Annotated in this window: 28 protein-coding genes; 10 read left to right on the top strand and 18 right to left on the bottom strand. The window is 61.1% G+C overall.

Annotated features, from left to right (window positions below):
- The first annotated feature begins 79 nt into the window (after positions 1–79).
- Together pyrB and pyrI are read left to right on the top strand one after the other, a co-directional pair.
- On the top strand, positions 80–994 hold the full coding sequence (gene pyrB, locus ACK509_RS01450; protein WP_410764718.1) for an aspartate carbamoyltransferase: 915 nt from the start codon (positions 80–82) through the stop codon (positions 992–994).
- Positions 987–1454 carry an aspartate carbamoyltransferase regulatory subunit gene (pyrI, locus tag ACK509_RS01445; RefSeq protein WP_410764716.1) on the top strand — a complete coding sequence of 156 codons (468 nt, stop codon included), beginning with the start codon at positions 987–989 and terminating at the stop codon, positions 1452–1454. The genes pyrB and pyrI overlap by 8 nt, the downstream gene beginning before the upstream one ends.
- 266 nt (positions 1455–1720) lie before the next feature.
- Here pyrI and ACK509_RS01440 read toward each other — a convergent pair whose 3' ends face one another.
- On the bottom strand, positions 1721–2074 hold the full coding sequence (locus ACK509_RS01440) for a hypothetical protein (protein WP_410764715.1): 354 nt from the start codon (positions 2072–2074) through the stop codon (positions 1721–1723).
- A 100-nt stretch (positions 2075–2174) separates the two neighbouring features.
- Between ACK509_RS01440 and ACK509_RS01435 the strand changes: the two genes are divergently transcribed.
- Positions 2175–3047 carry a hypothetical protein gene (locus ACK509_RS01435; protein WP_410764714.1) on the top strand — a complete coding sequence of 291 codons (873 nt, stop codon included), beginning with the start codon at positions 2175–2177 and terminating at the stop codon, positions 3045–3047.
- Between the two features lie 195 nt (positions 3048–3242).
- Here the strand turns inward: ACK509_RS01435 and ACK509_RS01430 are convergent, their stop codons facing one another.
- The 12 genes from ACK509_RS01430 to ACK509_RS01375 form a co-directional block, all read right to left on the bottom strand.
- Positions 3243–4001, bottom strand: coding sequence for an SDR family oxidoreductase (locus tag ACK509_RS01430; RefSeq protein WP_410764713.1), 759 nt, complete (start codon positions 3999–4001; stop codon positions 3243–3245).
- A gap of 117 nt (positions 4002–4118) precedes the next feature.
- Positions 4119–4835, bottom strand: a complete 717-nt coding sequence (locus ACK509_RS01425; protein WP_410764712.1) for a ThuA domain-containing protein — start codon at positions 4833–4835, stop codon at positions 4119–4121.
- Positions 4836–4912: 77 nt separating this feature from the next.
- Complete coding sequence (locus tag ACK509_RS01420; protein WP_410764710.1) at positions 4913–5716, bottom strand: enoyl-CoA hydratase/isomerase family protein; 804 nt, start codon at positions 5714–5716, stop codon at positions 4913–4915.
- Positions 5717–5764: 48 nt separating this feature from the next.
- Positions 5765–6784, bottom strand: a complete 1020-nt coding sequence (locus tag ACK509_RS01415; protein WP_410764709.1) for a mandelate racemase/muconate lactonizing enzyme family protein — start codon at positions 6782–6784, stop codon at positions 5765–5767.
- On the bottom strand, positions 6784–7683 hold the full coding sequence (locus tag ACK509_RS01410) for a 1,4-dihydroxy-2-naphthoate polyprenyltransferase (RefSeq protein ID WP_410766231.1): 900 nt from the start codon (positions 7681–7683) through the stop codon (positions 6784–6786). Before ACK509_RS01410 ends, ACK509_RS01415 begins: the two co-directional genes overlap by 1 nt.
- A 200-nt stretch (positions 7684–7883) precedes the next feature.
- Positions 7884–9161: an ABC transporter substrate-binding protein gene (locus tag ACK509_RS01405; protein WP_410764708.1), complete on the bottom strand. Its 1278-nt coding sequence runs from the start codon at positions 9159–9161 to the stop codon at positions 7884–7886.
- A 222-nt stretch (positions 9162–9383) separates the two neighbouring features.
- Positions 9384–10301, bottom strand: a complete 918-nt coding sequence (locus ACK509_RS01400; protein ID WP_410764707.1) for a 1,4-dihydroxy-2-naphthoyl-CoA synthase — start codon at positions 10299–10301, stop codon at positions 9384–9386.
- 60 nt (positions 10302–10361) lie between these two features.
- Positions 10362–10874 (bottom strand): hypothetical protein, encoded by a 513-nt coding sequence (locus tag ACK509_RS01395; protein ID WP_410764706.1) that lies wholly within the window; start codon positions 10872–10874, stop codon positions 10362–10364.
- A gap of 53 nt (positions 10875–10927) precedes the next feature.
- On the bottom strand, positions 10928–12676 hold the full coding sequence (gene menD, locus ACK509_RS01390; RefSeq protein ID WP_410764705.1) for a 2-succinyl-5-enolpyruvyl-6-hydroxy-3-cyclohexene-1-carboxylic-acid synthase: 1749 nt from the start codon (positions 12674–12676) through the stop codon (positions 10928–10930).
- Positions 12673–13995: an isochorismate synthase MenF gene (locus tag ACK509_RS01385; protein ID WP_410764704.1), complete on the bottom strand. Its 1323-nt coding sequence runs from the start codon at positions 13993–13995 to the stop codon at positions 12673–12675. Before ACK509_RS01385 ends, menD begins: the two co-directional genes overlap by 4 nt.
- Positions 13996–14311: 316 nt before the next feature.
- Positions 14312–15700 (bottom strand): phenylacetate--CoA ligase family protein, encoded by a 1389-nt coding sequence (locus ACK509_RS01380; protein WP_410764703.1) that lies wholly within the window; start codon positions 15698–15700, stop codon positions 14312–14314.
- Between the two features lie 66 nt (positions 15701–15766).
- Complete coding sequence (locus ACK509_RS01375; protein WP_410764702.1) at positions 15767–16360, bottom strand: sulfite oxidase-like oxidoreductase; 594 nt, start codon at positions 16358–16360, stop codon at positions 15767–15769.
- 172 nt (positions 16361–16532) lie between these two features.
- Here ACK509_RS01375 and ACK509_RS01370 point away from each other — a divergent pair, with 172 nt between their 5' ends.
- The 3 genes from ACK509_RS01370 (at position 16533) to ACK509_RS01360 (ending at position 18880) form a co-directional block, all read left to right on the top strand.
- Positions 16533–16745, top strand: coding sequence for a ribbon-helix-helix domain-containing protein (locus tag ACK509_RS01370; RefSeq protein WP_410764701.1), 213 nt, complete (start codon positions 16533–16535; stop codon positions 16743–16745).
- 58 nt (positions 16746–16803) lie between these two features.
- Complete coding sequence (locus tag ACK509_RS01365) at positions 16804–17082, top strand: UPF0058 family protein (RefSeq protein WP_410764700.1); 279 nt, start codon at positions 16804–16806, stop codon at positions 17080–17082.
- Between the two features lie 145 nt (positions 17083–17227).
- Positions 17228–18880: a rhomboid family intramembrane serine protease gene (locus ACK509_RS01360; RefSeq protein ID WP_410764699.1), complete on the top strand. Its 1653-nt coding sequence runs from the start codon at positions 17228–17230 to the stop codon at positions 18878–18880.
- Here ACK509_RS01360 and ACK509_RS01355 read toward each other — a convergent pair.
- From ACK509_RS01355 to ACK509_RS01345, 3 genes are all read right to left on the bottom strand, one after another.
- Positions 18877–19506, bottom strand: coding sequence for an METTL5 family protein (locus ACK509_RS01355; protein ID WP_410764698.1), 630 nt, complete (start codon positions 19504–19506; stop codon positions 18877–18879). The genes ACK509_RS01360 and ACK509_RS01355 overlap by 4 nt on opposite strands.
- The gene (locus tag ACK509_RS01350) at positions 19506–19901 is read right to left on the bottom strand and encodes a hypothetical protein (RefSeq protein WP_410764697.1); all 396 of its coding nucleotides are present in this window, start codon (positions 19899–19901) and stop codon (positions 19506–19508) included. The genes ACK509_RS01355 and ACK509_RS01350 overlap by 1 nt, the downstream gene beginning before the upstream one ends.
- Before the next feature lie 227 nt (positions 19902–20128).
- A complete protein-coding gene (locus ACK509_RS01345) occupies positions 20129–21097 on the bottom strand; it encodes a lamin tail domain-containing protein (protein ID WP_410764696.1) in 969 nt (322 codons plus the stop codon).
- A gap of 140 nt (positions 21098–21237) precedes the next feature.
- On the opposite strand from ACK509_RS01345, the gene ACK509_RS01340 reads away from it, so the two are divergent.
- Positions 21238–22188, top strand: coding sequence for a transcription initiation factor IIB (locus ACK509_RS01340; protein WP_410764695.1), 951 nt, complete (start codon positions 21238–21240; stop codon positions 22186–22188).
- 12 nt (positions 22189–22200) lie between these two features.
- On the opposite strand, the gene ACK509_RS01335 is transcribed toward ACK509_RS01340, so the two are convergent.
- The gene (locus ACK509_RS01335) at positions 22201–23841 is read right to left on the bottom strand and encodes a flippase activity-associated protein Agl23 (protein WP_410764694.1); all 1641 of its coding nucleotides are present in this window, start codon (positions 23839–23841) and stop codon (positions 22201–22203) included.
- Between the two features lie 91 nt (positions 23842–23932).
- Here ACK509_RS01335 and ACK509_RS01330 point away from each other — a divergent pair, with 91 nt between their 5' ends.
- The 3 genes from ACK509_RS01330 (at position 23933) to ACK509_RS01320 (ending at position 25181) form a co-directional block, all read left to right on the top strand.
- Positions 23933–24220 (top strand): hypothetical protein, encoded by a 288-nt coding sequence (locus ACK509_RS01330; RefSeq protein WP_410764693.1) that lies wholly within the window; start codon positions 23933–23935, stop codon positions 24218–24220.
- Between the two features lie 34 nt (positions 24221–24254).
- Complete coding sequence (locus ACK509_RS01325) at positions 24255–24737, top strand: universal stress protein (RefSeq protein ID WP_410764691.1); 483 nt, start codon at positions 24255–24257, stop codon at positions 24735–24737.
- Positions 24738–24857: 120 nt separating this feature from the next.
- Complete coding sequence (locus ACK509_RS01320; RefSeq protein ID WP_410764689.1) at positions 24858–25181, top strand: 2Fe-2S iron-sulfur cluster-binding protein; 324 nt, start codon at positions 24858–24860, stop codon at positions 25179–25181.
- A 35-nt stretch (positions 25182–25216) separates the two neighbouring features.
- On the opposite strand, the gene ACK509_RS01315 is transcribed toward ACK509_RS01320, so the two are convergent.
- Positions 25217–26392 carry an MBL fold metallo-hydrolase gene (locus tag ACK509_RS01315; RefSeq protein ID WP_410764688.1) on the bottom strand — a complete coding sequence of 392 codons (1176 nt, stop codon included), beginning with the start codon at positions 26390–26392 and terminating at the stop codon, positions 25217–25219.
- Between the last annotated feature and the right edge of the window lie 24 nt (positions 26393–26416).

The raw sequence follows: 26416 nt of genomic DNA, 5'->3' as shown, positions 1-26416 counted from the left end.
TTTTGCGCATCCATATGCATAGCTCGTTGGTCGATGCATGGCGGGAGATTCAAGTTGGTGTACGTCGGTCAATTTACCAATGCGTCAGGACCACCTCATCTCCGCGACCGACCTCTCGCGGGAGGACATCGAGGCGGTGCTCGATCGCGCGGCAGAAATCGATGCCAATCCGGCGGCGTTCCAGCAACAACACGCCGGGAAGGTTCTTGGACTCTGTTTCTTCGAGCCGAGTACACGAACCCGAATGAGCTTCGACTCCGCGATGAAACGCCTCGGCGGCCAGACGGTCGATATGGGACCGGTCGAGTCGTCGTCGGTCAAGAAAGGCGAGACGCTCGCCGACACGGTTCGCGTGGTCGAAGGCTACGCCGACGCGCTCGTGCTTCGTCACCCGAGTGAGGGTGCGGCGTCGATGGCCGCCGACTTCGTCGAGGTTCCGCTCATCAACGCGGGCGACGGCGCGGGCCAGCATCCAAGTCAAACGATGCTGGACCTTTATACCATCCGCGAGAACGCCGGACTGGACGACCTCACTATCGGCATCCTCGGCGACCTCAAGTACGGGCGAACGGTCCACTCGCTCGCAGAGGCGCTGACGAACTTCGACGTGAGTCAGCACTTCATCAGCCCCGAGAGTCTGCGCCTCCCGCGCAACGTTCGCTACGACCTGCACGCCGCCGGTGCGCAGGTACGCGAACACACCGACCTCGAAGCCGTCCTCCCCGAACTCGACGTACTCTACGTCACGCGCATCCAGCGCGAACGCTTCCCCGACGAGAACGAGTATCGGAAGGTTGCAGGCCAGTACAGTATCGACAGCGAGACGCTGGAAATCGCATCGGACGACCTCACCATCATGCATCCGCTCCCACGAGTGGACGAAATTTCGCCCGACATCGACGAGACTCAGCACGCAAAGTACTTCGAACAAGCCCACAACGGCATCCCAGTTCGGATGGCGCTGTTAGACAGCCTCCTCTCCCAAGATGACTGACGACCACGAACTCCGCGTCTCCAAGATTCGAAACGGAACCGTCATCGACCACGTCGCGGCCGGACAGGCACTCAACGTGCTCGCACTGCTCGGCATCGACGGTAGCGGCGGCGAAGCCGTCTCCATCGGGATGAACGTCCCCTCGGACCGCCTCGCCCGCAAGGACATCGTGAAGGTCGAAGGCCGCGAACTGAGCCAGTCCGAAGTGGACATTCTCTCGCTTATCGCGCCCGCGGCGAGCATCAACATCGTCCGCGACTACGAAGTCGAAGAGAAGAGTCGCGTCGTCCGACCCGACCACGTTTCGGGTATCATCTCCTGTCCGAACCACAACTGCATTTCGAACGCCGACGAGCCAATCGACCCCGGGTTTGCCGTCCTCGAAGACGGCGTTCGCTGTGACTACTGCGGTACCATCGTCCGCGAGGACGAACTCGCTGCGAACCTCGACGTGAACTGACTCACGTCCCAAAATTCCCCGACAGGGATTCGATTGAGATGTAACATGTCGTAATCACTTAGTGGAGGGGCGACGAATCGTGAGTCATGTCCAAGAAAGCAAAACTGGTCCTCGCACTGGCGCTCGTCGCACTCGCCTACGTCTTCCTCTCCGGCGACGGAGAAGCCATCGAAGTCGAAATCGAAGAGTAGCCTCGGACGACCCTCCGTTTTTTCGCATCGATACCGCGTGAGTCGTCTCTCCATCTTAGTGTACACAACTACACGTTAGCACGGCGTTACCGTCTCACCATCGACGCGCCGAACAGAATCGAGCGTGACCACGTACGTCGCCACCGACGATACGTCCGCGTCGAGTTCTTCGGTACTGAACCAGTAGGCGTGATGAACGCGAACGGTTCTGCTCGTCAGGCCGTAGTCAACGACCGAGGCGCGTGTTCGACTCGTCGTCTCGGCCGTTCCGTATGAGGTGAGACACGACTCGTTCGCCAATTGTGTGTCCAAATACGTCTCTTCGTGGGCGATTGCTCGTTGTTTTGCCACGCCATTTGGAAGGAAAGCGACGCCTGCCAAGACGATGAGAGCGACCAATAGAATGGAGAGATACTGGCGACGAGTCATGGATGAAGTGTTTTTTCGTTGATAAAATGTCTTCTGTCCTGAACTCCGTCAGCCACCGTAGAGCGAACGACTTACCCGACGCCCACTCGAATCCAGATTCATGTACGGGGTCGTCACACGCAACCCAGAAGAGGTCGAGTGGCCGGAGTTCGACCGCGGATTCTACGAGGTCAAAGACGTGACCGGGCGGGCGGCCGCACCGCTCGGGAGCGCAGTGAACATGATTTCCTGTTTTGGCGATACTGCCGCCGCGAACGACAATCCGGACCTCGTCCCCGTTGACGACGAAGGGAACCTCGCCACGCGCGACCAGACGTACTTTGATTGGGCGTACATCTGTCCGACCAACGAGAAGTACCGCGCAGGCCTGCTCGAAATCGTCGACGACGCCGCCGCCAAGAACGCCGACGTGCGTCTCGACGACGTTGGCTTCCCACGCGACGAGTACTGCCACTGCGAGCGGTGTACGCGACTCTTCTCCGAGTGGGCAGAAGAACACGGTCGCGACACCGACGAAGACGCTCGCTTCGAGTGGCGCGCCGAGGTCATCACCCAGTTCGTCCGCGAAGCCACCGACCGAATCCCCGGTCGAACCTACTTCACGCTCTATCCCGACCCCTATCCTGGTCACCTCTACCGCCGCGCAGGACTCGATATCCAGGCCCTCTCTGAATCTGTGGACGAGTTCGTGATTCCGCTGTACGACACGAACTACGGGACGACCTACTGGCTCGAAACCATCGCTCGTGGCTTCGAGAGCCTGCTCGACCCCTACGACGTTGACTTCTCAATCGAACTCTACGCAGTCGATGTAGACGTAGACCAGCTCATTCACGCCGCAGAGGTCGCAGACCACTACGCGAAAGACGTTCTCTTCGGCTACGATGCGAGCAACGCGGCGGCGACGCTTCGGCGAATGACCGCCGACACCAAACAGGGAAAGACCTTCCACCCGGACGACGCGACGCGGTAGTTCTCTAAATCGCGCCGGAGAGAACTCCGATAACCGCGATTCCGAGGAAGAACAGAATCGCGGCGACGACAAACAAGACGAACATCAACTGCTTTTGTTTGGCAGATGCTTGTGCCATAGATGTATCTCCGCAGTGACAGCACTTAGCGTAGTCGGCGACGAAGCGGGCGACGAAAAATCGGAGATTGGACGCCCTCAGGGGACGACGTACCCGCCGTCGATGACCATCGGGTGGCCGGTGACGAAGGACGCATCGTCCGAACAGAGGTACACCACCGCAGAAGCGATTTCTTCAGGCTTGCCCATCCGACCCATCGGTTCTGCGGCGAGTAGGCCTTCGGTCGCTTCCTCGTCGCCGTGCGTGAAGCGCTCGATCATCGGCGTGTCGATAACACCCGGACACACAGCGTTGACGCGGATGTTCTCGCCTGCGACTTCCATCGCCGCCGAGCGAGTCAGGCCGATGACGCCGTGTTTGGAGGCGTAGTAGTGAGCGAGGTTTGCGCCACCAGTCATTCCAGCGACAGAGGCAGTGTTGACGATTGCGCCACCACCGCGCTCCATGAGGTGCGGAATCTCGTACTTCATCCCGAGGAAGACGCCTTTGAGGTTGATGTCGATGACGCGTTCGAAGTCCTCGACAGACATCTCGGTGAGCGGTGCGCCCGCGCCTTCGATTCCGGCGTTGTTGTGGGCGAAGTCGAGTCCGCCGAACTGTTCGACGGTGCCAGCGACGAGTTCCGCCACGTCGTCGGCTTTCGACACGTCTGCTCTGATGAACGCGGCATCGCCACCAGCCTCAGTTATCTCGTGTACGACCTGTTCTCCATCGTCTACCATCACGTCCGAGACGACGACCTTTGCACCTTCTTCGGCGAAGCGAAGCGCTGTCGCTCGTCCGATACCAGATGCCGCGCCCGTGACGAGCGCGACTTTTCCTTCGATTCCCTTCATGAGTGTATCACCACGCGCCACGATGGAACCCACCGTGTCGTGTCTCGTGAATACGATATCCGGGAGAATAATCGCTCCTCAGGCGAACGTGAGAGTCACAAAATCCGAGAGAACTGTTCAGTCGAGGTCTTCGAGGGGGTCAGCGTTTCCGAAGAACGGTTCTGGCCCATCACCGGGTGCGGCCCATTCGACGGCGTTGTCGAGGACGGTTCGAATCTCGTCTTGCTCGTAAATCGGGTACGTCTCGTGGCCGGGTCGGAAGTAGAAGATTCGGCCCTTCCCGCGAGTATAACAGCATCCGCTTCGGAAGACTTCGCCGCCTTCGAACCACGACATGAACACGAGTTCGTCGGGCGCGGGGATGTCGAAACGCTCACCGTACATCTCAGCGCGGGGCACTTCGAACGACTCCGGCAAGCCGTCGGCGATTGGGTGACTTGGCTCGACCGTCCAGAGGCGCTCTTTCTCGCCGTCTTCGCGCCACTTGAGCGAACACGTCGTGCCCATGAGTTGCTTGAACGGCTTGGAGTAGTGGCCCGAGTGGAGGACGAGCAGGCCCATCCCGTCGCGGACGCGCTCTGTGACGCGCTCGACGATTTCGTCAGATACCTCGTCGTGTGCCTTGTGGCCCCACCACGTCAGTACGTCCGTGTCGTCCAGTACGTCCTCGGTAAGCCCGTGTTCGGGTTCGTCGAGTGTCGCGGTGTTGACTTCGTAGCCTGCCTCGCGCAGACCCTCGGCGATGACCTCGTGGATGCCGTCGGGGTAGACTTCAGCAACCTCGTCGCTCTCTTTCTCGTGTCGATATTCGTTCCAGACGGTGACGGTGACCATACACGATTCACTCTGAGACGGGTAAAGAACGCTCCGACACTGCCATCATTGACGCAGGTAGCCGATGAGTCTGTGGACTACTGTCCGGTGAATTCGGGGTCTCGGCGCTCCATGAACGATTCGACACCCTCTGTGTGGTCTTCTGTCTCGAAGAGGACGGCTTGTGCCGACGCTTCGTGTTCGATAGCCGCTTCGATTGAACTGTCTGGGCGGCGGAGCAATCGCTTGGAGGCTTTGAGCGCGCTCGTCGGCCCGGAGGCGATTCGTTGGGTGAGTTGTTCGAGTTCGTCTTCGAACGAGTCAGAGTCTGAAATTCGAGAGACGACGCCGAGGTCGAGTGCGCGCTCTGCGTCGAGGAGTTCGCCCGTGTAGACGAGTTCCATGGCGACGTTTTGGCCGACCAGACGAGGGAGAAGATAGGAGACACCGGAATCGACCGCGAGGCCGACGCGGCGGAAGCCGAACCCGATGTGCGTCTCTTTCGAGAGGAGTTGTAGGTCGCAGGCGATAGCGAGCGCGCCACCAGCACCTACGGCGGCCCCGTCGATGGCGGCGACAGTCGGAATATCGCAGTTGTAGATTCGCCGGATACAGTCTGCGGTGTCGTGGATGACGTGGTCTACGGCTTCGGGGAGTGACATCGCACCGGCCTGAAGTTGGAGCATGGCGTTCACGTCGCCACCAGCGCAGAACGCTCCACCAGCGCCACGAACGACGAGGCACCGCGCTTCGTCGGGAAGTGAGTCGAGTGCCTCGCGCACACCCGCAGTCACGTCCATCGTCAGCGCGTTTCGAACACTGGGTGCATCTAAGGTCAGCGTCGCCACGCCGTCTTCGAGTGAGAGTCGGACGGTGTCGGCATCGAGTTCCACAGTTGTCATTCTCGGCGAGACGTGTAGAACCCTGAAAAACCTTGGGCTGGCGGGCGATTAGAACAGGTCGTCCACGTCGATGCCGAGGCCCGGCGCGTCGGGCACCGTCATCGAACCATCGACGACCGGCACGGGTTCGGCCGCAAGGTCGCCTTGGAGTAACGAGGCGGTTGCAAGTCCGTGTGCCCGCGTCGATGGCAGTGCGGCCGCGACGTGAAGCGCGCCGAGGCGAGCGACCACAGCGTCGATAGTGGTCGTAACGACGACATCGACATTCGAGCGAGCGGCCTGTTTGGCGACCGAGAGAACGTGGTCAGGACCGCCGAGCGCCATCGGCTTGCAGACGAGGACGTCCGCCGCGTTCGACGCGAGTGCGCGCTCTGGCGAGACGTGAGCGAGCGATTCATCCAGTGCAAGTGGTGTGTCGTGTAGGCGTCGAAGCACGGCGTGACCCGCGATTTCGTCGGCTGGAAGTGGCTGTTCGAGGTATTCGAGGTCGAAGTCGGCGACACCGGAGAGAAATTCGTCTGCGGTCCAGCGGTCCCACGCACCGTTCACATCGGCGCGTATCGAGATATCTGAGCCAACTGCGTCCCTGACGGCGCGAAGACGCTCGATATCGTCTGTCGGGTCGCGCGCGCCGACCTTGACTTTGAGGCAGTCGAATCCAACCGAAACCGCAGTTTCGGCGTCGGTCACGGTCGTTTCGATATCGCCATCACCGATGGTCGCGTTCACCGGAAGCGAGGTGTGTGACTTTGTGGCTAGGGAGGTGGCGAGCGATTCGTTTTCAGCACGTGCCGTGGCGTCCGTGAGGGCGAGCGAAACCGCGTGGCGTGCCGCCGGTGTGTCGTCGAGTGACCCATCGCCGAGTGCCGAGCCAGGGTCGGAAACCGAATCGAGTGCCACACGACAGTCTTCGAGCGATTCAGTCCACCCGGGAAGTGGCGTCGCTTCGCCGACGCCCAACGTCCCTTCGTGTTCGACGGCGACGAGGAATCCCGTTCGCTCCGAGATTGACCCCTTCGCTGTTTCGAGAGGTCGTGCGAGTTCGAGTGAGAAGTCTCGAATGCGCATCAGGCGAAGACGAGACCGAGCGAGAAGAGCACGGCGAAGAGTGCGAGTAACTTCCCGGTGTCTTCCAGTGCAGGGTTGAGCGCAGTGCCTTTCGTCTCGTTGAGAATCGTCTGTGTGATACGGGCCGCAAACGGCATCGAGAGGAGCGGAAGCAGGACGAACCAGTCGAATCCAGCGCGCGTCCACAGCACCACCGGAATCGCGTAGGCGAGCGCGAGCATGGCGACGTACTCAGCACGAGCGAATCCGTAGCCGTAGCGAACTGCGAGAGTTCGTTTTCCGGTCGTCGCGTCCTCTTCTTTGTCGCGGACGTTGTTCACGACGAGGATGTCTGTCGAGATGGCCGCGATGGGGAGACTGGCGAGAATCGCGGTGATGGGGACCGTTCCCGGTGGAATGCCGACGGCCAATGGCGCAGCGAGAATGCTCACCGCTTGGACGTAGTAGGTGCCGACGACGGCGACGAGGCCAAAGAAGACGAAGACGAAGAGATCGCCGAGTCCGTGGTAGCCGAGCGGGTACGGGCCGCCGGTGTAGGCGATACCCGAGGCGACAGAGAGCAGACCGATGACGAGAATCGGGACGCCGCCGACGTAGACGAGATAGGTTCCGAGAAGAATCGCGGCGGCGAAGGTGAGATACATCGCCCGCTTGACCGTCTCCGGGGCGATGAGTCCGCTAGCGGTGACGCGCGTGAATCCTTCTCGCGCCTCGGTGTCTGCGCCTTGGACGGCGTCGTAGTAGTCGTTCGCAAAGTTGGTCCCAATCTGGATGAGAAGTGCGCCGACGAGCGCGGCGAGTGCCGGAAGCGGGGCGAAAAGACCGTCGTGGACCGCGAGGGCAGTCCCGACGAGTACCGGCGCGGCGGCCGCAGGGAGTGTCTGCGGCCGCGATGCCATCACCCACGCCTGCGTGCGAGAGATGTCCTGCGTACTCATTGTAAGTGACTGAGAACGGCGCAGGCGTCAAAGTTCGGTTTGTCGGTGGAGAGAGACGAACAGATGTGCCACAAAACACTCGTATAGATTATACGAGAAGGGATGCGCTTGTATTCAAGCGCCCGAGGCCGTGAGTCTGCGAATCGGCTCGGTGTGCGCGCCTAGAACTCGCCCGTGACGATATCTGCGACGCGCTGGCGGTCGAACAGTTCGGCGTCGCCCGTCACCTCGCCAAACACGTCGGGGTAGAGTTGCTTCGCGCCACGTTCGGTTAGGAACAGGTTGTGGATTGGTCCTTGGAAGAGGTAGCCACCGCGGTAGACACGGCCGTTCTGCACCGCAGACAACTCTTTTGCGACGGGGTGCGAGCGCATGAATTCGAGGACAGTTTCACGGAACTCAGTCGCGGATTTGCGCTCGTGGGCGCGGAGCATGATGACGTCGGGGTCGATTTCGAGCATCGTCTCGTAGTCAATTTTTCCGCGGTCGGTCGTACTCAGACCCTCGATACCAGTTCCGGCGAGAGCGTCGCCGACGCCGAGGTCGTTCCACTGCTTCTTGCTCGTTCCCTTGTCGTTGAGGCGGTACGGAGAGAACTCTTCGGGTCGGTCGCTTCCGGCGTAGACGAGCAAGACGTTCGGACGTTCGTCGGCCGTCGGGAGTTGGCGTTGGATGTTGGCGATAAAGTTGTCGTGAAGTGTTTCGAACGCCTCGTAACGGTCCTGTTCTTGGAAGAGTTCGGCGACCTTCTCGAATGCCTCGTAGAGCGTGTAGTAGCGGTAATTGTGCCACTCGTCTTCGCGGCGGAAGTTGAGATTGCCAACGAACGGCGCGACGTTGTTCGTAATCTCGTCGACGTCTTCTTGCTTCCAGCCGAACCAGTTTTTGAGCATCTCGGGGTCCATGACGTGGACCTCGTTGTCCAGTTCGTAGAAAATCTCCTTGGACATTCCCGCGTCTGAAAGTTGGTTATTTTCGATGGTATCGCGGTCGATGCTCACGCCCGGTAGTTCGTCGTAGTAGTAGGTATAGTACCGCCCCGCGCCGCCGATTCCGGTCATGCTGTCGCACTTGCCGAGTGCGACACCCATGTCGGCGTAGCCGCCGTCGTAGGCAATCCAACTCTCGGGTGGTGCGTCGAAGGTCACTTCGCCGACCGGTGCCATCGACACCGAGTACGAGGTGTCTTCTTCGGGAGTCTGCGTCGCCGTTTCAGTTGTAGTCCGAGTCTCCGACTCAGTGGTCGTTTCTGCGGCTTCACCGTTTGAGTTGCCGGTACACCCTGCGAGCAACGTGCCGCCGAGTACCGCGCCGCTGTACTTGAGATAGTCCCGTCGGGTCCGTTCGCTTTGCTCACTTCCCCGACGACTTCCCGCTCGCTCGTGCTTGCGGGAATTCCGTCGAGTTGGTCTGTCAGGTGACGTGTCGTCTCCAGCCATATTTTTAGGCTTGCCTAAAAGCATAAAGCCATTCCGACTTTTTGGCGGGCCTAAAACTCGGTGCGAACAGAGATTCAGCTCACGGGGGTTTCAAGATTACTGTACCGCGAGACGAACGAAGTGAGTTCTCGCGGTTATTTTTGGTCCAGATTTTTCAAGGAGGGTTCCCGCAGCGTCGTCGTTGACGACGCGAGGAAACCCGACGCTGAAAAAGGTGGGGTCCTAGTAGTGCCACGGATAGTCGCGGAACCGAGGCTGGCGCTTCTCCAAGAAGGCGTCGCGTCCTTCTTTCGCTTCGTCGGTCATGTAGCCGAGGCGGGTCGCCTCCCCAGCAAAGACCTGCTGGCCAACCATGCCGTCGTCGGTCATGTTGAAGGCGTACTTGAGCATGCGCATCGCCGTCGGCGACTTCTTCGTCATCTCGTCTGCCCAGTCGAGCGCGACGTTCTCTAACTCTTCGTGAGGAACCGCTTCGTTCGCCATCCCCATATCAACGGCTTCTTCGGCGGAGTAGGTCTTCCCGAGGAAGAACACTTCGCGGGCCTTCTTTTGGCCGACCTGTTTGGCGAGATACGCCGACCCGAAGCCGCCGTCGAAAGAGGCCACGTCGGGGTCGGTCTGAAGGAACTTCGCGTGTTCTTCGGAGGCGAGCGTCATGTCACAGACGACGTGCAGGGAGTGGCCGCCACCGACTGCCCACCCCGGTACGACGGCGACGACGGGTTTCGGCATGAAGCGAATGAGGCGCTGGACTTCGAGAATGTGGAGACGCCCGGCTTTCGCCTCTTGGACGAGTGGGTCGTCGGAGACGTCGGCTTTGTCGTCGTCGCGGTACTCGTAGCCCGAGCCACCGCGAACCGACTGGTCGCCGCCGGAACAGAACGCCCAGCCACCGTCTTTGGACGACGGCCCATTACCTGTGAGGAGTACACAGCCGATATCGGCCTGTTTTCGGGCGTGGTCGAGCGCGGCGTACAGTTCGTCTACCGTCCCCGGTCGGAAGGCGTTGCGAACCTCCGGGCGGTCGAACGCGATGCGAACCGCCGGAATGTCCACGGCGTGGTGGTAGGTGATGTCGTCAAACTCGTCTGACCCTTCGACCGGTTCCCATCGGTCGGGGTCGAAAATCTCCGAGACCATATTCGAAAGCGGACCGGTTGGCGCAAAAAGATTCGCTTGCGATGGCGTGAGATGAGTCGGTTAGCCGAGAACAGGGCCGCGTGGACTCGTCGCCCACGACCCAATTCCGACGATGAGGGCTACACAGATACCGACGAGGAATGCAGTGACACCGTAAAGCGACCCGTAGGCGACCAAACCAGTTGCGACGAATCCCGTCGCCAGTGCCCGGCGTCGGCCCATCGACTCTGGATAGCCGTTCTGCCACAGCCACGCGAGACCCCAGACGACAAGTGCGAGAACGGGGGCGAGTCCGAGTCCCGCGAGTGGTCGTTGTGCCATGAACCACATGGCGAGAAAGACGACCACGCCCGCGACGAGTGCGAGCGTTCCTCGGCGGCCGAGTACGCGTGGATATCCCCGCTCGGCGAAGTCAGAGAGGAGGAGAATACCGAGTGAGACCGTTACCCCGGCGAAGAGACCAGTGACTGGTTCGAGTGCGGCGACGAACATGTAGACGAATATCGATAGGCCAGCGAGTGCGGCCACGGTGTGGACGGTTTGGACGTACTGCTGATACAGATTGGAGGACATACGCCCGACCTCAAACCCACGACAGAAAAGTCAGTTGGTCAACTAGTTAGCAGCTATTCGGTCAACCGTTCGACGACTCGCTCTTTCAGGTCGTCGCGGACGTTGTGCGACGATTTGGCGTCGATGCGGACCTCGATAACGTCGGTGCCGTCGGACGCAACGGATTCGGTGTAGGCGTCGGCGAACTCGTCCGGAGAGACCGACTCGAACGAGAGGTCGTACAGCCCCTCAGTCGCCGAGAAGTCGAGGCCGTGGGGCGTCTTGAACTGGTCGGTGAACGGTGGTTCGTAGTCCTCGATGGGGAGCATGTGGAAGATGCCGCCGCCGTCGTTGTTGACGAGGACGATAGTCACCTCGATACCGAGTCGGCCCAGCGCGAGCAGGCCGTTCATATCGTGGTAGTAGGCGATATCGCCCGTCAGAAGCGTCAGGTGGTCGGTCGTGGCCGACCCTGCGCCGAGTGCGGAGGAGACGATACCGTCGATTCCCGACGCCCCGCGATTCCCGAGGACAGTTCGCGCCTGCTCCGAGGGGTGACCGAATCGGTCGAGGTCGCGGACGGGCATCGAGTTCGAGACGAAGATGGTCGCCGGTTCGGGCGCGAGGTCGGCGACGGTGCTTGCAATCTTTCCTTCGTACACGTCGTCGGATTCTTCGACAACGTTCCAGTGGGCTGCTTCGGCGTCTTTCCACTGCTGGTTCCACTCGGTGTCGGGGCGGTTTCGGACGAGTTGCGAGAGACGCCACGCGAGCATCGACGGGTCGGCGGCGAGCAAGTCGGTCGCCGTGAACTCGGCTTCGCGCCAGCGACCCGTCGGGTCAACGAGGAACTGCCGGGCGTCGGTCCGCGCGAGGTACTTGCGGAGTGGTTTTGACGTGGGCGACGCACCGATCCGGAAGACGACTTCGGGGGCGGCCCAGTCGTCTGTGACGCGCTCGTCGAGGTAGGCGTCGTAGCCGCCGAGGACAGTCGTCGTTCGGGTGTGACCGCCGAATCGGAGTCCGGAGAGTGGGTCGGCAACGATTGGGAAGCCAGTTGCGTGCGCCAGCGCGACGATTGCCTCGGTGTTGAATCCCGGTGCATCGGCAGGCCCAGCGACGATGAGCCCGCGGTCTGCCGAGAGGTCTTCGGCGAGTTTCCGCAGGCGGTCCTCAGAGAGTTCGGGAACGCTCACCTCGGTTTTGACGTACGGTTTGTCGCCATCGCGGCCATCGAGGGCGTCACGGCTGAGGCCACTGGGAACATCGCCTTCGACGTAGACCGGTTCGAGCGGTTTTCGGAACGGGAAGTTGAGGTGAACTGGTCCTGCGTCGGACCCCGTGGATTCTGAGACGGCACGTGCGGCAGTCGTTCGAAGCCCCCGGAGTTTGCGGTCGGTCGCCTCCGGTTCGGGCATGTCCTTGTACCAGCGAACCGCGTCGCCGAAGAGTTTCTCTTGGTCGATCGTCTGGTTCGCGCCGCTGTCTCGGAGTTCGGGTGGGCGGTCGGCAGTCAACACGAGCATCGGCACGCGGGCCTGTGAGGCTTCGATGACGGCGGGATGAAAGTTCGCCGCCGCCGTTCCCGAAGTGGAGACGATGGGTGTTACATCGCCCGTTCGCCGCGCTCTGCCGAGTGCAAAGTAGGCCGCAGAGCGCTCGTCGAGGTGCGAAAACGTCTCGATGTCGTCGTGGCGGTCGAACGCTTCTGTGAGCGGTGTCGAGCGACTTCCGGGTGCGATACACACCGCGTTGATGCCGGTGCGAGCCAGTTCATCGACAAACGTCCGTGCCCAGAGGGCGTTTCGGTTCGGCGCAGTCATTGGTGTTCGAGTTCGTCCAGAATCGGTCGGTATTTCAGTTGGACTTCGTCCCATTCGGCGTCGGGGTCGGAGTCAGCGACGAGTCCGACACCCGCAAAGAGCGTTGCGACGGTCTCATCGACGACCGCAGAGCGAATCGCAACCGCGAAACTCCCGTCACCGTTCGCATCGAACCAGCCGACTGGGGCGGCATACCAGCCACGGTCGAACGGTTCGGTATCGCGGATGACATCGAACGCGTCTGCGGGCGGAAGCCCACCGACGGCAGGCGTCGGGTGGAGTGCTTCGACGAGGTCGAGGACGTGTTCCTCGCGTTCGAGCGTCGCGTCGATTGGCGTCCAGAGATGCTGGACAGTTGCGAGTTTTCGCACACCGCGTTCGCCGACGCGAATCGACTCGCAGAAGGGGTCGAGTTGCTCTCGAATCGCCTCTGCGACGAGTTCGTGTTCGTGGTTGTCCTTCGTACTCGCCAGTAACTCTTCGGCGAGCCATTCGTCTTCGTCGTCGGTGTCGCCGCGACCCGTCGTCCCCGCGAGCGCCCCGGTCTCGACAGTCTCGCCTCGAATCGAGACGAGACGCTCGGGTGTCGCCCCGAGGAAACTCGCTCCTGTCTTGGGTTCGACGAGGAAGCGGTGACAGTCCGGGTAGGTCGTGCCGAGACGAGCCAGCATGTCCGGCACGGAAATCGCCTGTTCGAGCTCGACTTCGAGCGCCTGCGCGAGGACGACCTTCCGAAGGTCGCCCGCACGAATCCGTGAGACGGCGGCATCGACGCTCTCGTGCCACGCTTCGAGTGAGGTGGTTCGGTGGCGGCTTGCAACGCCCGGCGGCTCCGCAGGCGCGCGCTCGGTGAGCGACTCGAACGTCTCATGAAGGTCTGCAAGTCGGTCGGAGAGTGACGCTGCGTCTCCATCGCGGACGGTCAGCGTTATCCACGCCTCGTCGCCGCTGAAGACGAGTTGCACTTCGGGAACGACGAAGCGCGCGGCCGGGAAGTCGGTCCACGGGTCGCGGCCGGTTGCCGCCTCGTGGAACGCGAGGCCGCCGAAAAACCGCGGGCGGGCGATATCGGGGCCGTCGATGTCTGCATCGTCGAGGAGTGCGGTTGCCGTCTCGCGGACGCGAGTGAGGCGGGCCGGGCTGTCAGCCTCGACCGCGACGGCTTCGCCGCCGCCAACGACAGTGGGTTCGTCCGGGGCCGTCCACATCGTTCGTGGACGGTTCATCGCCGCGAGCGCCGCCTCGACGGGCGGTGCGGCAATCCGAACTGACCTACTGACGAGGTGGGTCACAATCTCGTCGGTCCGCAACGGTTCCATCGCACGACGTTCAGGACCGGGGACGCTTGAACCTCTCCCTTCTGTTCCGACACGTACGTGTCATAGGTGACCGAACAAGTGTTAACTCTGAACATGGCCGATGGATTGTAACCGCCCGACGCGACACCAGAGTCGGGGAATCGAGTCGGGTGTCGGAGACGACGATGGCGACACCACCGAAACGAAACAAAGAGAGATTCCTCATTCTTCGCGCATCCGAAACGGTGTGCGGAAATCATCCGCGAAGGTCGTAGAGAGGCCGTAGCATCCAGCGACTAACTCTGAGAGCGGGCGACGCGGAGGGCTTTTCCAACGCTCACTCCGCGGCCCAGACGTGTCTAAACTTCCCACTTCGCGGGTTGCGAGTCGGGGGTTCGGACGCCAGTTCGATGGTCAGGTCGATGACGCCCTGGTCGGCGAAGAAGTCAGCTAAATCCGACTCGACTTGCATCCAGACCGCCGATTCGTCAGCCTCTTTTTCGATGTCGAGTCGCACGGAGAGTGCTTGTGGGGCAGTCTGAACAATCTGTGTGCGGCGGACGCCGGAAACCGCTTCGACGACTCCGGAGAGCGGTAGCGGAAAGATTGTGACGCGCTCGCCACCGGTCGCCTCGAAGTGCAACACGTCACCTTGGCGTCCTTCAACTTCCAAGACGGGAAAGTTGCTGCCACAGGGACAGCGTTCTTCGTACATCGTGACGCTGTCACCGAGGTCGTATCTGACGAGGGGTTGAATGCGGTTTGCGAGGTTCGTCACGAGAACGGTATCAGACGGTTCTCCAAATTCGACAGGTTGGTAGTCTTCGTCTACTGGTTCGAGGACGACCCAGTCGGTATTCGCGTGGAGGTTGCCGTGGCCGCACTCGACGGCGATACCGTAGAACTCTGTCGCGCCGTACACCTCCCTGACGATGCAGTCGAACGTCTCTCGAAGTTGCTTCTTCTCAGCGTCAGTGATGGCTTCACCACTCGGAGTGATGTACACTGGCGAGATGTTTAGACGGCCAGCACGTTGTTCTCGTTCGAGTTCCAGCAACACCGTCGAGTACCCGACGATGATAGCGGGGTCGAACGCTTCGAGTTCGTTGGCGACGACTGAAATCGGACGGTCGGGGGAGGTGAGTCGCATTCGGTCGCGGAGAAATGGATTCTCTCTCCGAAGCATCTCGACGCCGGACGCAGCGGCGAAGTGCCCGCCGCCGACCGCGAGTTCTGCCGTCCGAGCGTTGTGCTTCACGACTTGTAGGATGGTCTGGACGTTCAACATGGCAGACGCGGACCAGCGGTCACCGACGGCATCGGGAGCCAGCAACGACCAGTCGTCCTGCAGGAAGATTCCCGGTTCACCGGTCGTTCCAGATGTCGTCCACACCGGATATCGGCCGAGAAAGCGCTTCCCGATGTTCTCGGTCTCGCTCGTAAACGACCGTACGTCCGCGAGTTCGACCGCTGTGTCGGTCACGACTGAATCGAAGTGTTCCATCAACTGTGATTTGGTCACTGGTGGGAGCGATTCGAGGTCCGTTATCGGCCGCTCGACGTCTTCGTACAGGTGCTTGTAGAACCTCGATTCACGAACCACGAATTCGAGGAGAGACTGGAGGCGCTCTCGTTGGCGAGTGGCAATTCGCTCACGGGACGCCTGCTTCATCCGGAACGCGTCGATTCGCGTCTTGGTTTTTTCTAATGAGGAGGGCTGTTCCATTGGACACACAATTGGCTATCCACTGACATAAGTGTCAACACCAAGAAGAGGAAAACCGACGCGTCTCTAACTGTACCGCTCTTCGTTCCACGGGTTCGCAGTGTTCGAGTACCCACGCTTCTCCCAGTAGCCGCGTTCGGGTTCGGTGAGGAATTCGACACCAGTCACCCACTTTGCTCCTTTGTAGGCGTACTTGTGTGGGGTGACGACGCGAAGCGGGCCGCCGTGGTCCGCCGGGAGGTCGTCGCCATCGTAGCCCCAGGCGAGCATCACTTCGTCGCGCATGCACGTCTCCAGCGGGAGGTTCGTGGTGTAGCCGTCGAGCGCGTGGAACATCACGTGAATTGCCTCGTCTTGGACGCCCGCTTCCTCGGCGAGCGTCGGGAACGTGACGCCTTCGAACTCGCAGTCGAACTTGCTCCATCCGGTGACGCAGTGGAAGTCCTGAATCTGCGTCTCGGAGGGTAGGTCTTGGAACTCGTCGAACGAGAGGGTGAGCGGGTTGTCCACCGCGCCCCACGCCTCGAACGCCCACGTTTCGGGGTCCCACGAAGGCGTCCCGCTCTTCGAGAGAACGGGGAACCGCTGTGTCTCTCGCTGTCCCGGTGGAAGGCGGTCCCCACCGAATTCCTCGTAGAGATGGGTCACATCCTTGGTCATGCCCTATCCTTCGACCCGACGTACCTATCAGTAACGACTCTTCGATTGGAATGGGCAGAAATCACCGTGAGAATCTGTTGGCGTTCACTAATGTATCGGTAAACTGGATTGATATCCAAATGGATTCCCCGGCAGAGTTAAATACAGCCCTTTCAAAGCGTCGGACGTTCAGATGCCCAAAGTAGAGATTACCGTGCCGGAACACCTGGAGATGCAAATCGTGCAGCTCGTCGAACAAGGTGAGTTCGTCAACCGCGATGAAGCAATCGAAGACCTCCTGTCAACGGGAATCCGCGCGTACAAGACCAGTGGCCCGATGTCTACGGACGACCGTACCTTCGAAGACGACGGGATGATGGGCCACGAAGACGAGTACGTCTTCTGAGATTCCTGACAAACGGTCCCAATAACTGTTAAAATACCCTCGCACCTAACGAACTCTCATGCACAAGGACGAGCTACTCGAGCTACACGAACAGATGGTCATCATTAAGGACAACTTCGCCACGCGCGAAGAGGTCCCAGACGGCCTTTTCGACCCCTACGACGAACTCGGTGTGGACCCCTCACACGTCCACAAGTCGAAGAGCGAACACAAGCACGCCGTCTTCGTACTCGGCAACGCACTCGCATCGGCGATGAGTACCGACGAGTTCTCCAGTGCTGGCCGTGTCGGCAAGCGGATGGAAGAACTCGCAGAAGACGCTGAGGGCAAGATTTAATCACGCACTCACGCGCGGGTTCAACCCACATCGTTCGTTGCAGCACTGACGTGTGATGGCCGTCTCGCTCGTGTGCTTCGCTGACAGCCCGCACACTTTTCTCCGCGGGTTTCATTATTACCCGTTCGCACGACACAGGTAGCATATGCTCTCTCTTCCCGGTTGGATTCCGTTCCACCGGCTTGCGCTCGTCATCGCTCTCGGTGTCGCACTCGCGGCGCTCGCGTTCATCGACAGCCCGGGGCGAATTTCGCGTACTCTCCGTCGCCGCTTCATCTTCGGACTTCCGTGGGGGACGCTCGTCAGCGTCGCGGGCGTCCTCGGTGTCTATCTCTTCGTCCAAGGCGGGTACACCTCGTGGTATCGACCACTCGTCATCCCCTTTCGGGCGTGGTCGTATCTCTACCCGACCGGCATGGCGTTCGCCGCATTCTCTCACTCGGGGGCCGGACACCTCATCGGCAACCTCGTCGGAACGCTGACACTGGCCCCGCTCGCGGAGTACATCTGGAGTCACTACCCGACGCGACGTGGTTCGACGTCGTTCGGGTCGTGGCGCGAGAATCCCTACGTTCGCGCCTTCGTCATCTTCCCGCTCGTGGTGTTCGTCGTCGGCCTCCTCGGGTCGGTGTTCGCACTCGGGCCGGTCATCGGCTTTTCCGGAGTTGTCTTCGCCTTCGCCGGATTCGCACTCGTTACGCGCCCGTTGACGACGATTCTCGTGTTCTTCTCGGGGCGCGTGATTCGGTTGTTCTACGACGCGATGGTCTCTCCCGAGTTGACCGCGAGCGCGGGACCCGTGTTCTCGTCGCCGTGGTGGGCCGAAATCGCGCTCCAAGGTCACGCATTGGGCCTGTTGATGGGACTCCTACTCGGCATCGGGTTGATGCGCTCGCGGAAGGAGATGCCGCCCAGTGGGCTTCGAAGCTTTGCAGGCGTGCTTCTCTTCGCAGTCGGCGAGTCGATGTGGGCCGTCTACTGGTTCCGCGGCTCTGGAACCTACGTCCTCTTTCGGGCCGTGGGCTTCGCACTCATCGTCATCTTGGCACTCATCGCTGCACTCACCGTCGCATCCTCGTATCGTCCGCTCAAGCGGGATGCAACCGAAGGGACGCTGTTCGCTGCTGGTCGCTGGCAGGTCGGCTTCGTCGTCTTGCTTCTCGTGGGTGCGGGCTTAGCTGGCCCATCGATGCCGTACAACCTCTTTACCGCCAACGGCGACGACTTGCCCGGTGAATCAGTGACGGTTCGTGACTACGAGGTGACCTACGCCGAGAACGTCCCGAACGGGTTGACCGCCGCGTTCGACCTCGAACTGTTCGGCGAATCGACGACGACGAACACTTCGGGGGTCATCGTCCAGAGCGAAAGACGCGGCATATGGACGACGGCCGTCTCCACGGGGAGCTTAGCGTTCTCGGGCTATTCGACGGTTCGTCTTGGCGGCGTTGGCTGGCAAGACGAGGTGACAGCGGTCCGCGACGGCTACGTCGTCACCGGGAGTTCACCAGCCTACCGGGTGTTTCTCGTCACCGACAACGAGACCGTACTCGCGCACACGACGGGACCAATTCGGGCAGAACCCGTCGTCGGGGGTCGAAACATCTCCATCGTCCCGACCGAATCCGGCTACGACCTCGCGGTGAACAGAAACAATCAGACCGTGAGAGGGCCGCTTCCGACCGAGAACGTGAGCGTCGTCTACGACCAGGTTCGCTTCGTCAGAAACGAGACACGCATCTTCGCCGAGTACGGCGGGACGCGCGTTCGGGTTGCGAGAGAAGAGACGTACAATTAGGCCCACTCGATACGGAACACTTCCGCGTCGAGTTGGTGACGCGCCGACTCGTGGAACTCGAACTGGTGTTCGAGGTCGAACGTCGCCCGAAAGGCGTCGGTCAACTCGCCGCCGTTGTCGTCGGCGAAGGCCTCGACGAACTCCTTGCTTCCCTCGTTGTGGACCGAGTAGGAGACGTCGGCGATATCTGAGACGGTTTCGAGAAACGCGCGGTCTGCGTGTTCGTTGCCCTGTTGGGCACCGAACGGCGGGTTCATGAGGACAGTGACTTCGGTGTCGTCACCGAGACAGAGTGGAAGGCGCGTCGCATCGGCGCGAACCCAGTGAATCGAGGTGTGCGTCCCGACTCGGTGGGCGTTATCGAGTGCGACGGTGAGTGCATCGGAATCGAGTTCGACGCCGACGACGGTCTCGGGCGAGCGGAGTGCGGCACCGAGTGCGAGCATGCCAGTGCCCGTGCCGAGGTCCACGACGGTTCGGTCTTCGATGTCGCCGCGGAGGTCGGCGAGGTGGACGAGATGTGCTGCGAGTTCTGGCGGCGTCGGATACTGTTCGAGTGCGACCTTCGGCGATTCGAATCCCGCGACGACAGCGAGTTGCGCCTCCAGTGCAGCCTTTGTTGCCATCAGGCCTCTGTGGAACCCCGACGTGCAAAAGTGACTCCCTCGCGGCGGGCGCGCTCTTCGAGTGCCGCGAGTGCCGAGTCGATGTCGTCGGGTCGGGTTGCCGCGTTCACATCGACGACGAGACGACCTGCGCCGAGGAATGCCGCGACACGCACGTACTCACGCAGGCGGTCTGCTTCGCGTTGGACGGCAATCGGGCAGTCCTCGTCGAATTGGGCGTCGATGGAAAGTTCGGCAGGCAAGTAGCCCGCGTCGGCGAGTCCGCCCTTCAAATCACGGAGGTACTCGGGCGCGGTCGATTCCAGACAGGACGCTTCGAGGACGATGGGAGTCAGGTCGGCAGGGCGGCCCGTGTCGATGGCCGCTTGGACGCCGGACGTGTGAGATGCACTCATGTTGCTCACACATATCCTTTGGTTATACAAATAACTTTGTGTATGCACAATAGTAATCATTGGCGGACGGCAAAGGAACTCCCCCAATTCGGCATTCAACTGGCCACGAAGCTAATGAGGATTGCACGCCAACGTCTGTGGGGGCACATGCTCCTTGCCCCTTCCCCCCGAAACATCCTGAAGAGACGCGTCTACGGTTGACGCACGCAAATTACGCAAAAAATCGCCTAGTCGTAGCTGTAGGTGAGCGCGGTTTGCCCGTCGCTCGTCGTAATCGTGATTGTATCGCCGCCGTTGTTCCAGACTGCACCCGACCGACCCCAGTAGCGTTCGGTGGCCGTGTCGGTTCCCGACCCGGTGTAGAGTGTGAGCCGGTCACCGGGGTTGAGCGTGGTTCCATCCGCGAAGGTGTACGTCGCGCCAGCGGCGTCAGAAACAGTCCACCCCGAGAGGTCGAACGCCGTGTCGCCGTCGTTCTGGAGTCGCACGTACTCGCCGTTGAGGTTCTCGTTGTCGTTTCCGGGAGCGTCGGCAACGACAGAGACCGAGAGACCCTTGGCGGTCGTTGCGTCGGACCCACCCGACGCGCCGCCTTCAGTGGCACACGCCCAGAGTCCGACACCCTGCTCACGGGCGTCCAATTCGGCGGCTTCGTAGCGGGCGCGCTCTTCGAGGGAACTGTCGTAGAATCGTGCGTGTCCCTCGGTCAGCAGTTCGTAGTTGAACTCGGAGCCATCGACCACGACGTAGGCGAGAAGCCGACCGTAGTAGCCGCGTTCGCCAGCCTTCTCGTCGAATCGGAGCCCGACTGTTCGGTTCGAGAGGCGTTCTTTGGCGAAGTCGCTCGCGGCGTAGCCTGCATCGCGCAAGCACGCGCGACCATCCTCAGTATCCGGGACACCCTCGAATTCGTCGGGCGTGTTCGAACCATAGACTTCCGGTGTATCGACGCCGAGGAGTCGAACCGTCTCACGTGCGCCGTCCGGCATGACGACTTTTATCGTATCGCCATCGACCACATCGACGACTTCGACGGTGACATCGCTCTCCGCGGACGCCGTAGAAGTCGTCGACTGAGTCGCAGTCGAATCGGTCGTGGTCGAGGTCGGTCCAGCGGCGATATCACCGGACCCGACACAGCCAGCGAGTACAATGAGAACACACACAATGAGAGTTGAAACCGTACTGCTCGCCATTCGGTTACCGTTTGTCAGGGAACCGTATAAGTAGGTGTACTCGAATCTTCTGGTATCGCCCGCATCGAATCGGCAGACAGCGGCGTCTGTCAATTTCCTAACACAAAGGTTTAAATTTACGCTCCACCAGAAACCTTTTAATGGAACGTCCGAGCCGGCAGCGTCAGCGAGAGGAGACAACGGCAAAAGAGGACGAGCGGGTCAATTGCCCTGAGTGTGGGTCTGACCAGATTGTCACGGACGCAGACCAGGGAGAACTCGTCTGTGACGATTGTGGTCTCGTACTCGACGAACGCCAAATCGACCGTGGCCCGGAGTGGCGTGCATTCAACCACTCTGAACGGCAGTCCAAGTCCCGTGTTGGTGCGCCGATTACGGAGACGATGCACGACCGTGGCCTGACGACGACCATCGACTGGAAAGACAAAGACGCCTACGGGCGTTCTTTGTCCTCCGAAAAACGGTCCCAGATGCACCGCCTGCGCAAGTGGCAAGAGCGTATTCGCACGAAGGACGCAGGCGAGCGCAACCTCCAGTTTGCACTCAGTGAAATCGACCGCATGGCGTCGGCGCTCGGTGTCCCGCGCTCCGTCCGTGAGGTCGCATCCGTGATCTATCGCCGCGCACTCAACGAGGACCTGATTCGCGGACGCTCTATCGAGGGCGTCGCAACCTCGGCACTGTACGCGGCCTGCCGTCAGGAAGGCATCCCACGGTCGCTCGACGAAGTGGCTGAAGTATCCCGTGTTCCCCAGAAAGAAATCGGTCGAACCTATCGATACATTTCGCAGGAACTCGGTCTCGAACTCAAGCCCGTCGACCCCAAACAATTCGTCCCGCGATTCGCCTCCGCACTCGACCTCTCCGAAGAAGTACAGGCCAAAGCAACCGAAATCATCGACGTCTCGGCCGAACAAGGACTGCTCTCCGGCAAGTCCCCAACCGGCTTTGCGGCGGCAGCGATTTACGCTGCATCCCTTCTCTGCAACGAAAAGAAGACCCAGCGTGAGGTCGCAGACGTTGCACAGGTGACCGAAGTCACCATCCGGAACCGCTACCAAGAACAGATCGAAGCGATGGGCTTCCGCTGAACTGAGCCCCGACTAGTTTTCGACGAAGACGACGACCGACCGTCCCCACAGGGCGGTCTCGTACTCCGTCGCCACGTAGCCATCGAGCATCGGCGATAACTCACCGCGAGCGGTCGCTGGCGCAATCACGACAGGCGGAACGGTTTCGAGGTCACGAACCTGTGTGGGTGTCGTCGCCGATATCGTCTGTGCATCTTCGCGGGCGACGTACCAGTCTACCGGAAGTCGCTCACCCCACTCGTCGGGGACTGGTGGGAAGTCGGTCGAACCATCGGAGACGTACATCGACTGACCGTAGTAGAGTACGTCAGGTTGGTCGTCGTCGGGTGTCACCCACGACGAGAGATTGTCGCGGAAGTCGGTGAAGTCGTCCGTCGGTTGGGCGTAGTGTGCGAGTTGGTTGTCTCGGTCACTCGGCCCGTACACGTCTGATGCCGCAACCGCACCCGCCTGTGCGACGAGTGCGACGGCGAGCAAGAGCGCGAGCGAACTCCGAGACACATCTCGTGCCTCGATTGCAGACCATCCCCACCGTACGAGTGCCGCGAGTCCGACCGCGGCGGGGAGGGCGAGTGGGACGACCAGATAGACGCCGAGCCACGGTGCGGAGACTTCGGTGAACATCGGGACGAACACCAGCGATGCGCCCGCCCAGTACGCGCCAAGTGAGACGATTTCTCGCGGTCCGCCTGCGGTGTAGCGGTCGACGAGGAACGACCCGACTGCGAGGACGAGAACCGGGAGGGCCGCGAGTGCGACGAGGCCGAGGATATCCCCGAAGTAGGGCAAGAGTTCGTGCGTGCCCTCGGGTCCACGATGGACGATTCGAACACCGACGAACCGACGAACCGACTCGAAGAGTGCGACGTCGATTGCCGTGAGAATCGTCCCCGGCGAGTCGATTCCGGCGGCATCAGTCTCGCCTGCACGGGGAGCGAACAGGAACACGTAGAATCCGAAGAAGACGAGTACTGACCGAGCAGCAGGCGTCACAGCATCTTCGAGTCGGGACGAGAGCGTCCCGAGTTGCATCGCAACCGGTCGAACCGACGAGACGAGCGCAGCGTGATCGACGACGAGGAGTGCGGCGATGCCGAGGCAGACGAGTGTGACGACACCGAATCCCGAAGCGCCGATTGCGAGCGCGATAGCAGCCGCGAAGCCGTAGGCGTTTTTCTGCCCCTCACCATCGGCGAGTCGAATCGCAAAGCCGAGCGCGACGAGCGTGAACCCGATAGCGAAGATGTCGCCGCGGGCGAAGCGCCCGTAGTAGACGAGCAGTGGGCTGGTGGCGAGTATCGCGGCGAACGCGACAGTCTCCGAGTCGCGGAGGCGACCACGAAAGAGCAGTGCTGACAGAGGGAGCAACCCGCCGAAGAGAGCGACGGGGAGTCGGAGAGCGAAGTCGGTCAGTCCGAGCAGTGAGAGCGACCACCGCGAGAGTACGTAGACGAGCGGACCACCGGCGATTGGTCGGTAGCTGAAGTAGCCGGTTTCGAGGTAGCGGAGACTCCAGTAGCCGACCCGTGCTTCGTCCCAGTGGAGGGGTCTACCGCCGAGACCGACGAGACGAAAGACGAGCGCCACAACGGCCACCGCAATCACGGCGAGCGTCGTTCGGTCGAGGTGGCGCTCGACACGAGAGGAAGACATGCGAGGACGTGTTGCGGCAGACAAAAGAAAGGTTACGACTCCGAGTCGGTGGTTCGAAAGCGTCATCCCCCATCACCTGCACGAGTCGGATATGGGCCTTATCTCATCGCTTCCGCCCCGTCCGCTGAAGGCACCCGAACTCAGTTCGCTGAACCGTTCGGACGCGTTCGAACTGGTCGTCTCTGTCGAGAGCGAAGAACCCGCGCGCAGTCTCTTGTTCGCGACCGAGGGGTGGGTCAAAGGCGTCCTCTTCGACGACGAGGAGGGATGGACGGCCATCAAGACCGTCGAACTCGACGAAGAGACCCGACGAGTCGATGGGTTGCAGACGTGCGAAGAAGCGATTTTGGCCGCGAGAGACCATCACGCCGAGGACTAGAACTATCACCGTTCCTCACGTAGTATAGAACGTAATGTACCGCGAGATACTCGTACCAACTGACGGGAGTAGCGCGGCCGACAAAGCCATCGAACACGCAGTCTCGCTCGCAGAGACGTACGGCGCGCGCATCCACGCCTTGTACGTCGTCGATACGAGTATCTACACCTCGCTCGATGCTGGCGCAGATATCGTTATCTCGGCACTCGAACGTGAGGGCAAAGTCGCCCTCCACCAAATCGAAGATGCCGCCGAGGAGGCCGGTGTCGATGTCGAATCAGAAGTCGTCACCGGAACGGCCTACCGCTCGATTAAGCGGTACATCGAGGGCCACGATATCGATCTCGTCGTCATGGGAACCCACGGTCGAACCGGGTTGGACCACTACCTGCTCGGGAGCGTCACCGAGCGTATCGTCCGTACCTCGGACGTGCCGGTACTGACGGTCCGGATGACGTCAGACAAAGACCCCGCCAGAGACAAACACGGTCACTCGACCGCAGAGTCGGCAGGATAATCCACTCGCGGAGTCGGGTGGATGGGACCGTTTCTTGATGCGTCCTCAGCGAGCGGACGAATTCCACCAATCGGCCTCGTTTGATAAACAGTTTTGATGCGGTCGCTCGAACGGCGAGGTATGACCGAGTACACCGTCGAATTCGTCGGCACAGGTGAGGAGATTACGGTGTCTGACAAACAGACGATTCTCAAAGCCTGTATCGAAGAAGGCATCGCACAGGAGTACTCCTGCCGCGTCGGCATGTGTCTCGCCTGTTCTGCCGAGATTCTCGAAGGCGACGTCACCCAACCCGCCGCCCGCGGCCTAACCGACGAAGAGGCCGAGAAGTACGCACTCACCTGCATGGCCCGACCCCAGAGCGACCTCAAACTCGAGCGCGGCGTCTATCCGCCGAGCATCGAAGACGACGTCGCAAGTGGTGCGGCCGCGGCCGACGACTAACTCCCGATTTCGCTGTCAAGCTCTTTCTCGCTGTGTTAGGACCCGTGAGCGGTTGCATCGCCCGCACCGGGTTCGAACTCTGTTCCCGTTACCGCACAGTTGTTCGGCCCGAGTTCGACCGCGAACGCTTCTTCGTCCGAGAGCGGCTCGTGTCCGAGATTGACGCTGATAATCCGCTCGTAGTTGGCCGGTCGCGGTGGCATCTCGGAGAGAACGAACGAGCGGAACTCGTCTTCGCCCATCGACAGGGCAGGCAATCGGTCTCGTAACGTGCCGAGTGATGCGACGTATGCACCTGTTTCGGTCGGGAGTGTGTGGCCGCCGTAATGCGCTGGAGCGATGCGAACGCCGTCTGCAAAGGCGGCGTATCGCTCGGTGAGTGTCTCGTAGAGTTGTCGTGCCAACGCCGGTGCGCCGTCGTCTCCGCCTTCGAGGTCGGGGCGTGCGAGACTGTCCAAGAAGAGTCCGTCACCGACGAACACGAGGTCACCGAGGCGATACGCGGTCATCTCGGAGGTGTGGCCGGGCGACGCGACAGCGACAATCTCGGTCTCACCGACCGGCACAGCGTCGCCGTCTTCGAGCAGTCGCGCGTTGAACTCGAGTCCGCGTTCGACTGCGCCGACCGGGAGCGTGGCAACAGTGTTTACGGCCTCGGTGAGTCGCCGAATCCCGCTCACGTGGTCGGCGTGGACGTGTGTATCGAGTGCCGCGACGAGTTTCGCCCCGTGAGCGCGGGCGTCCTCGACGTATCGGTCGGCAAAGGCGCGGAGCGGGTCGATAACCACGGCCTCGTCACCGTCGATGACGAGATACGCGAGACACCCGCTAGAGGGGCGTTGGTACTGGATGACGGTCGCCTCGTCGTGGTCGAGTTCGACCGAGAGATATACGTTTGCCCACCCTTCCATTCCGGTTTCGAGGTTCTCGGCGGCGACACCCGAACTTTCGAGCAGGTCGGCGACGTGGGCGCTCGCACGACCTTCACCGCAGACGACGACGACCGGAGCAGGTGCATCGCGGAACCGGTCAGCGAGGTCGGAAACCGAATCTCGAATTTCGGCTTGCGTGAACTGTATCGCAGGTATTTGGGTCGCCTCGACGCTCGGACCGTCGATGTGCCACTCTTCGAACTCGTCGCGGTTGCGAACGTCGAGTACAGTCGTCGGGTCGCCACGCCGCAGTCGGGTCGCGAGCGTTTCGGGCGTCATACCCACACACTACGCACGCCGACG

Origin of the sequence: Haloferax sp. DFSO60 (genome assembly GCF_046557615.1) — an archaeon.
Taxonomy (GTDB): domain Archaea; phylum Halobacteriota; class Halobacteria; order Halobacteriales; family Haloferacaceae; genus Haloferax.
The sequence above is the reverse complement of the archived record's forward strand: the minus strand, read 5'-3'. Positions and strand labels throughout refer to the sequence as shown.

Bases quoted from the DNA above. Each gene is read 5' to 3' on its own strand.
- ACK509_RS01395 (WP_410764706.1), bottom strand. From the start codon at position 10,874: ATGTCCTCCAATCTGTATCAGCAGTACGTCCAAACCGTCCACACCGTG.
- ACK509_RS01320 (WP_410764689.1), top strand. From the start codon at position 24,858: ATGACCGAGTACACCGTCGAATTCGTCGGCACAGGTGAGGAGATTACG.
- ACK509_RS01335 (WP_410764694.1), bottom strand. From the start codon at position 23,841: ATGTCTTCCTCTCGTGTCGAGCGCCACCTCGACCGAACGACGCTCGCC.
- ACK509_RS01385 (WP_410764704.1), bottom strand. From the start codon at position 13,995: ATGGAACCGTTGCGGACCGACGAGATTGTGACCCACCTCGTCAGTAGG.
- ACK509_RS01405 (WP_410764708.1), bottom strand. From the start codon at position 9,161: ATGGCTGGAGACGACACGTCACCTGACAGACCAACTCGACGGAATTCC.
- ACK509_RS01420 (WP_410764710.1), bottom strand. From the start codon at position 5,716: ATGACAACTGTGGAACTCGATGCCGACACCGTCCGACTCTCACTCGAA.
- pyrB (WP_410764718.1), top strand. From the start codon at position 80: ATGCGTCAGGACCACCTCATCTCCGCGACCGACCTCTCGCGGGAGGAC.
- ACK509_RS01340 (WP_410764695.1), top strand. From the start codon at position 21,238: ATGGAACGTCCGAGCCGGCAGCGTCAGCGAGAGGAGACAACGGCAAAA.
- ACK509_RS01430 (WP_410764713.1), bottom strand. From the start codon at position 4,001: ATGAAGGGAATCGAAGGAAAAGTCGCGCTCGTCACGGGCGCGGCATCT.
- ACK509_RS01440 (WP_410764715.1), bottom strand. From the start codon at position 2,074: ATGACTCGTCGCCAGTATCTCTCCATTCTATTGGTCGCTCTCATCGTC.
- ACK509_RS01380 (WP_410764703.1), bottom strand. From the start codon at position 15,700: ATGGAACAGCCCTCCTCATTAGAAAAAACCAAGACGCGAATCGACGCG.
- ACK509_RS01415 (WP_410764709.1), bottom strand. From the start codon at position 6,784: ATGCGCATTCGAGACTTCTCACTCGAACTCGCACGACCTCTCGAAACA.
- ACK509_RS01370 (WP_410764701.1), top strand. From the start codon at position 16,533: ATGCCCAAAGTAGAGATTACCGTGCCGGAACACCTGGAGATGCAAATC.
- ACK509_RS01345 (WP_410764696.1), bottom strand. From the start codon at position 21,097: ATGGCGAGCAGTACGGTTTCAACTCTCATTGTGTGTGTTCTCATTGTA.
- pyrI (WP_410764716.1), top strand. From the start codon at position 987: ATGACTGACGACCACGAACTCCGCGTCTCCAAGATTCGAAACGGAACC.
- ACK509_RS01425 (WP_410764712.1), bottom strand. From the start codon at position 4,835: ATGGTCACCGTCACCGTCTGGAACGAATATCGACACGAGAAAGAGAGC.
- ACK509_RS01350 (WP_410764697.1), bottom strand. From the start codon at position 19,901: ATGAGTGCATCTCACACGTCCGGCGTCCAAGCGGCCATCGACACGGGC.
- ACK509_RS01355 (WP_410764698.1), bottom strand. From the start codon at position 19,506: ATGGCAACAAAGGCTGCACTGGAGGCGCAACTCGCTGTCGTCGCGGGA.
- ACK509_RS01435 (WP_410764714.1), top strand. From the start codon at position 2,175: ATGTACGGGGTCGTCACACGCAACCCAGAAGAGGTCGAGTGGCCGGAG.
- ACK509_RS01360 (WP_410764699.1), top strand. From the start codon at position 17,228: ATGCTCTCTCTTCCCGGTTGGATTCCGTTCCACCGGCTTGCGCTCGTC.
- ACK509_RS01375 (WP_410764702.1), bottom strand. From the start codon at position 16,360: ATGACCAAGGATGTGACCCATCTCTACGAGGAATTCGGTGGGGACCGC.
- ACK509_RS01400 (WP_410764707.1), bottom strand. From the start codon at position 10,301: ATGGTCTCGGAGATTTTCGACCCCGACCGATGGGAACCGGTCGAAGGG.
- menD (WP_410764705.1), bottom strand. From the start codon at position 12,676: ATGACTGCGCCGAACCGAAACGCCCTCTGGGCACGGACGTTTGTCGAT.
- ACK509_RS01410 (WP_410766231.1), bottom strand. From the start codon at position 7,683: ATGGCATCGCGGCCGCAGACACTCCCTGCGGCCGCCGCGCCGGTACTC.
- ACK509_RS01365 (WP_410764700.1), top strand. From the start codon at position 16,804: ATGCACAAGGACGAGCTACTCGAGCTACACGAACAGATGGTCATCATT.
- ACK509_RS01325 (WP_410764691.1), top strand. From the start codon at position 24,255: ATGTACCGCGAGATACTCGTACCAACTGACGGGAGTAGCGCGGCCGAC.
- ACK509_RS01330 (WP_410764693.1), top strand. From the start codon at position 23,933: ATGGGCCTTATCTCATCGCTTCCGCCCCGTCCGCTGAAGGCACCCGAA.
- ACK509_RS01315 (WP_410764688.1), bottom strand. From the start codon at position 26,392: ATGACGCCCGAAACGCTCGCGACCCGACTGCGGCGTGGCGACCCGACG.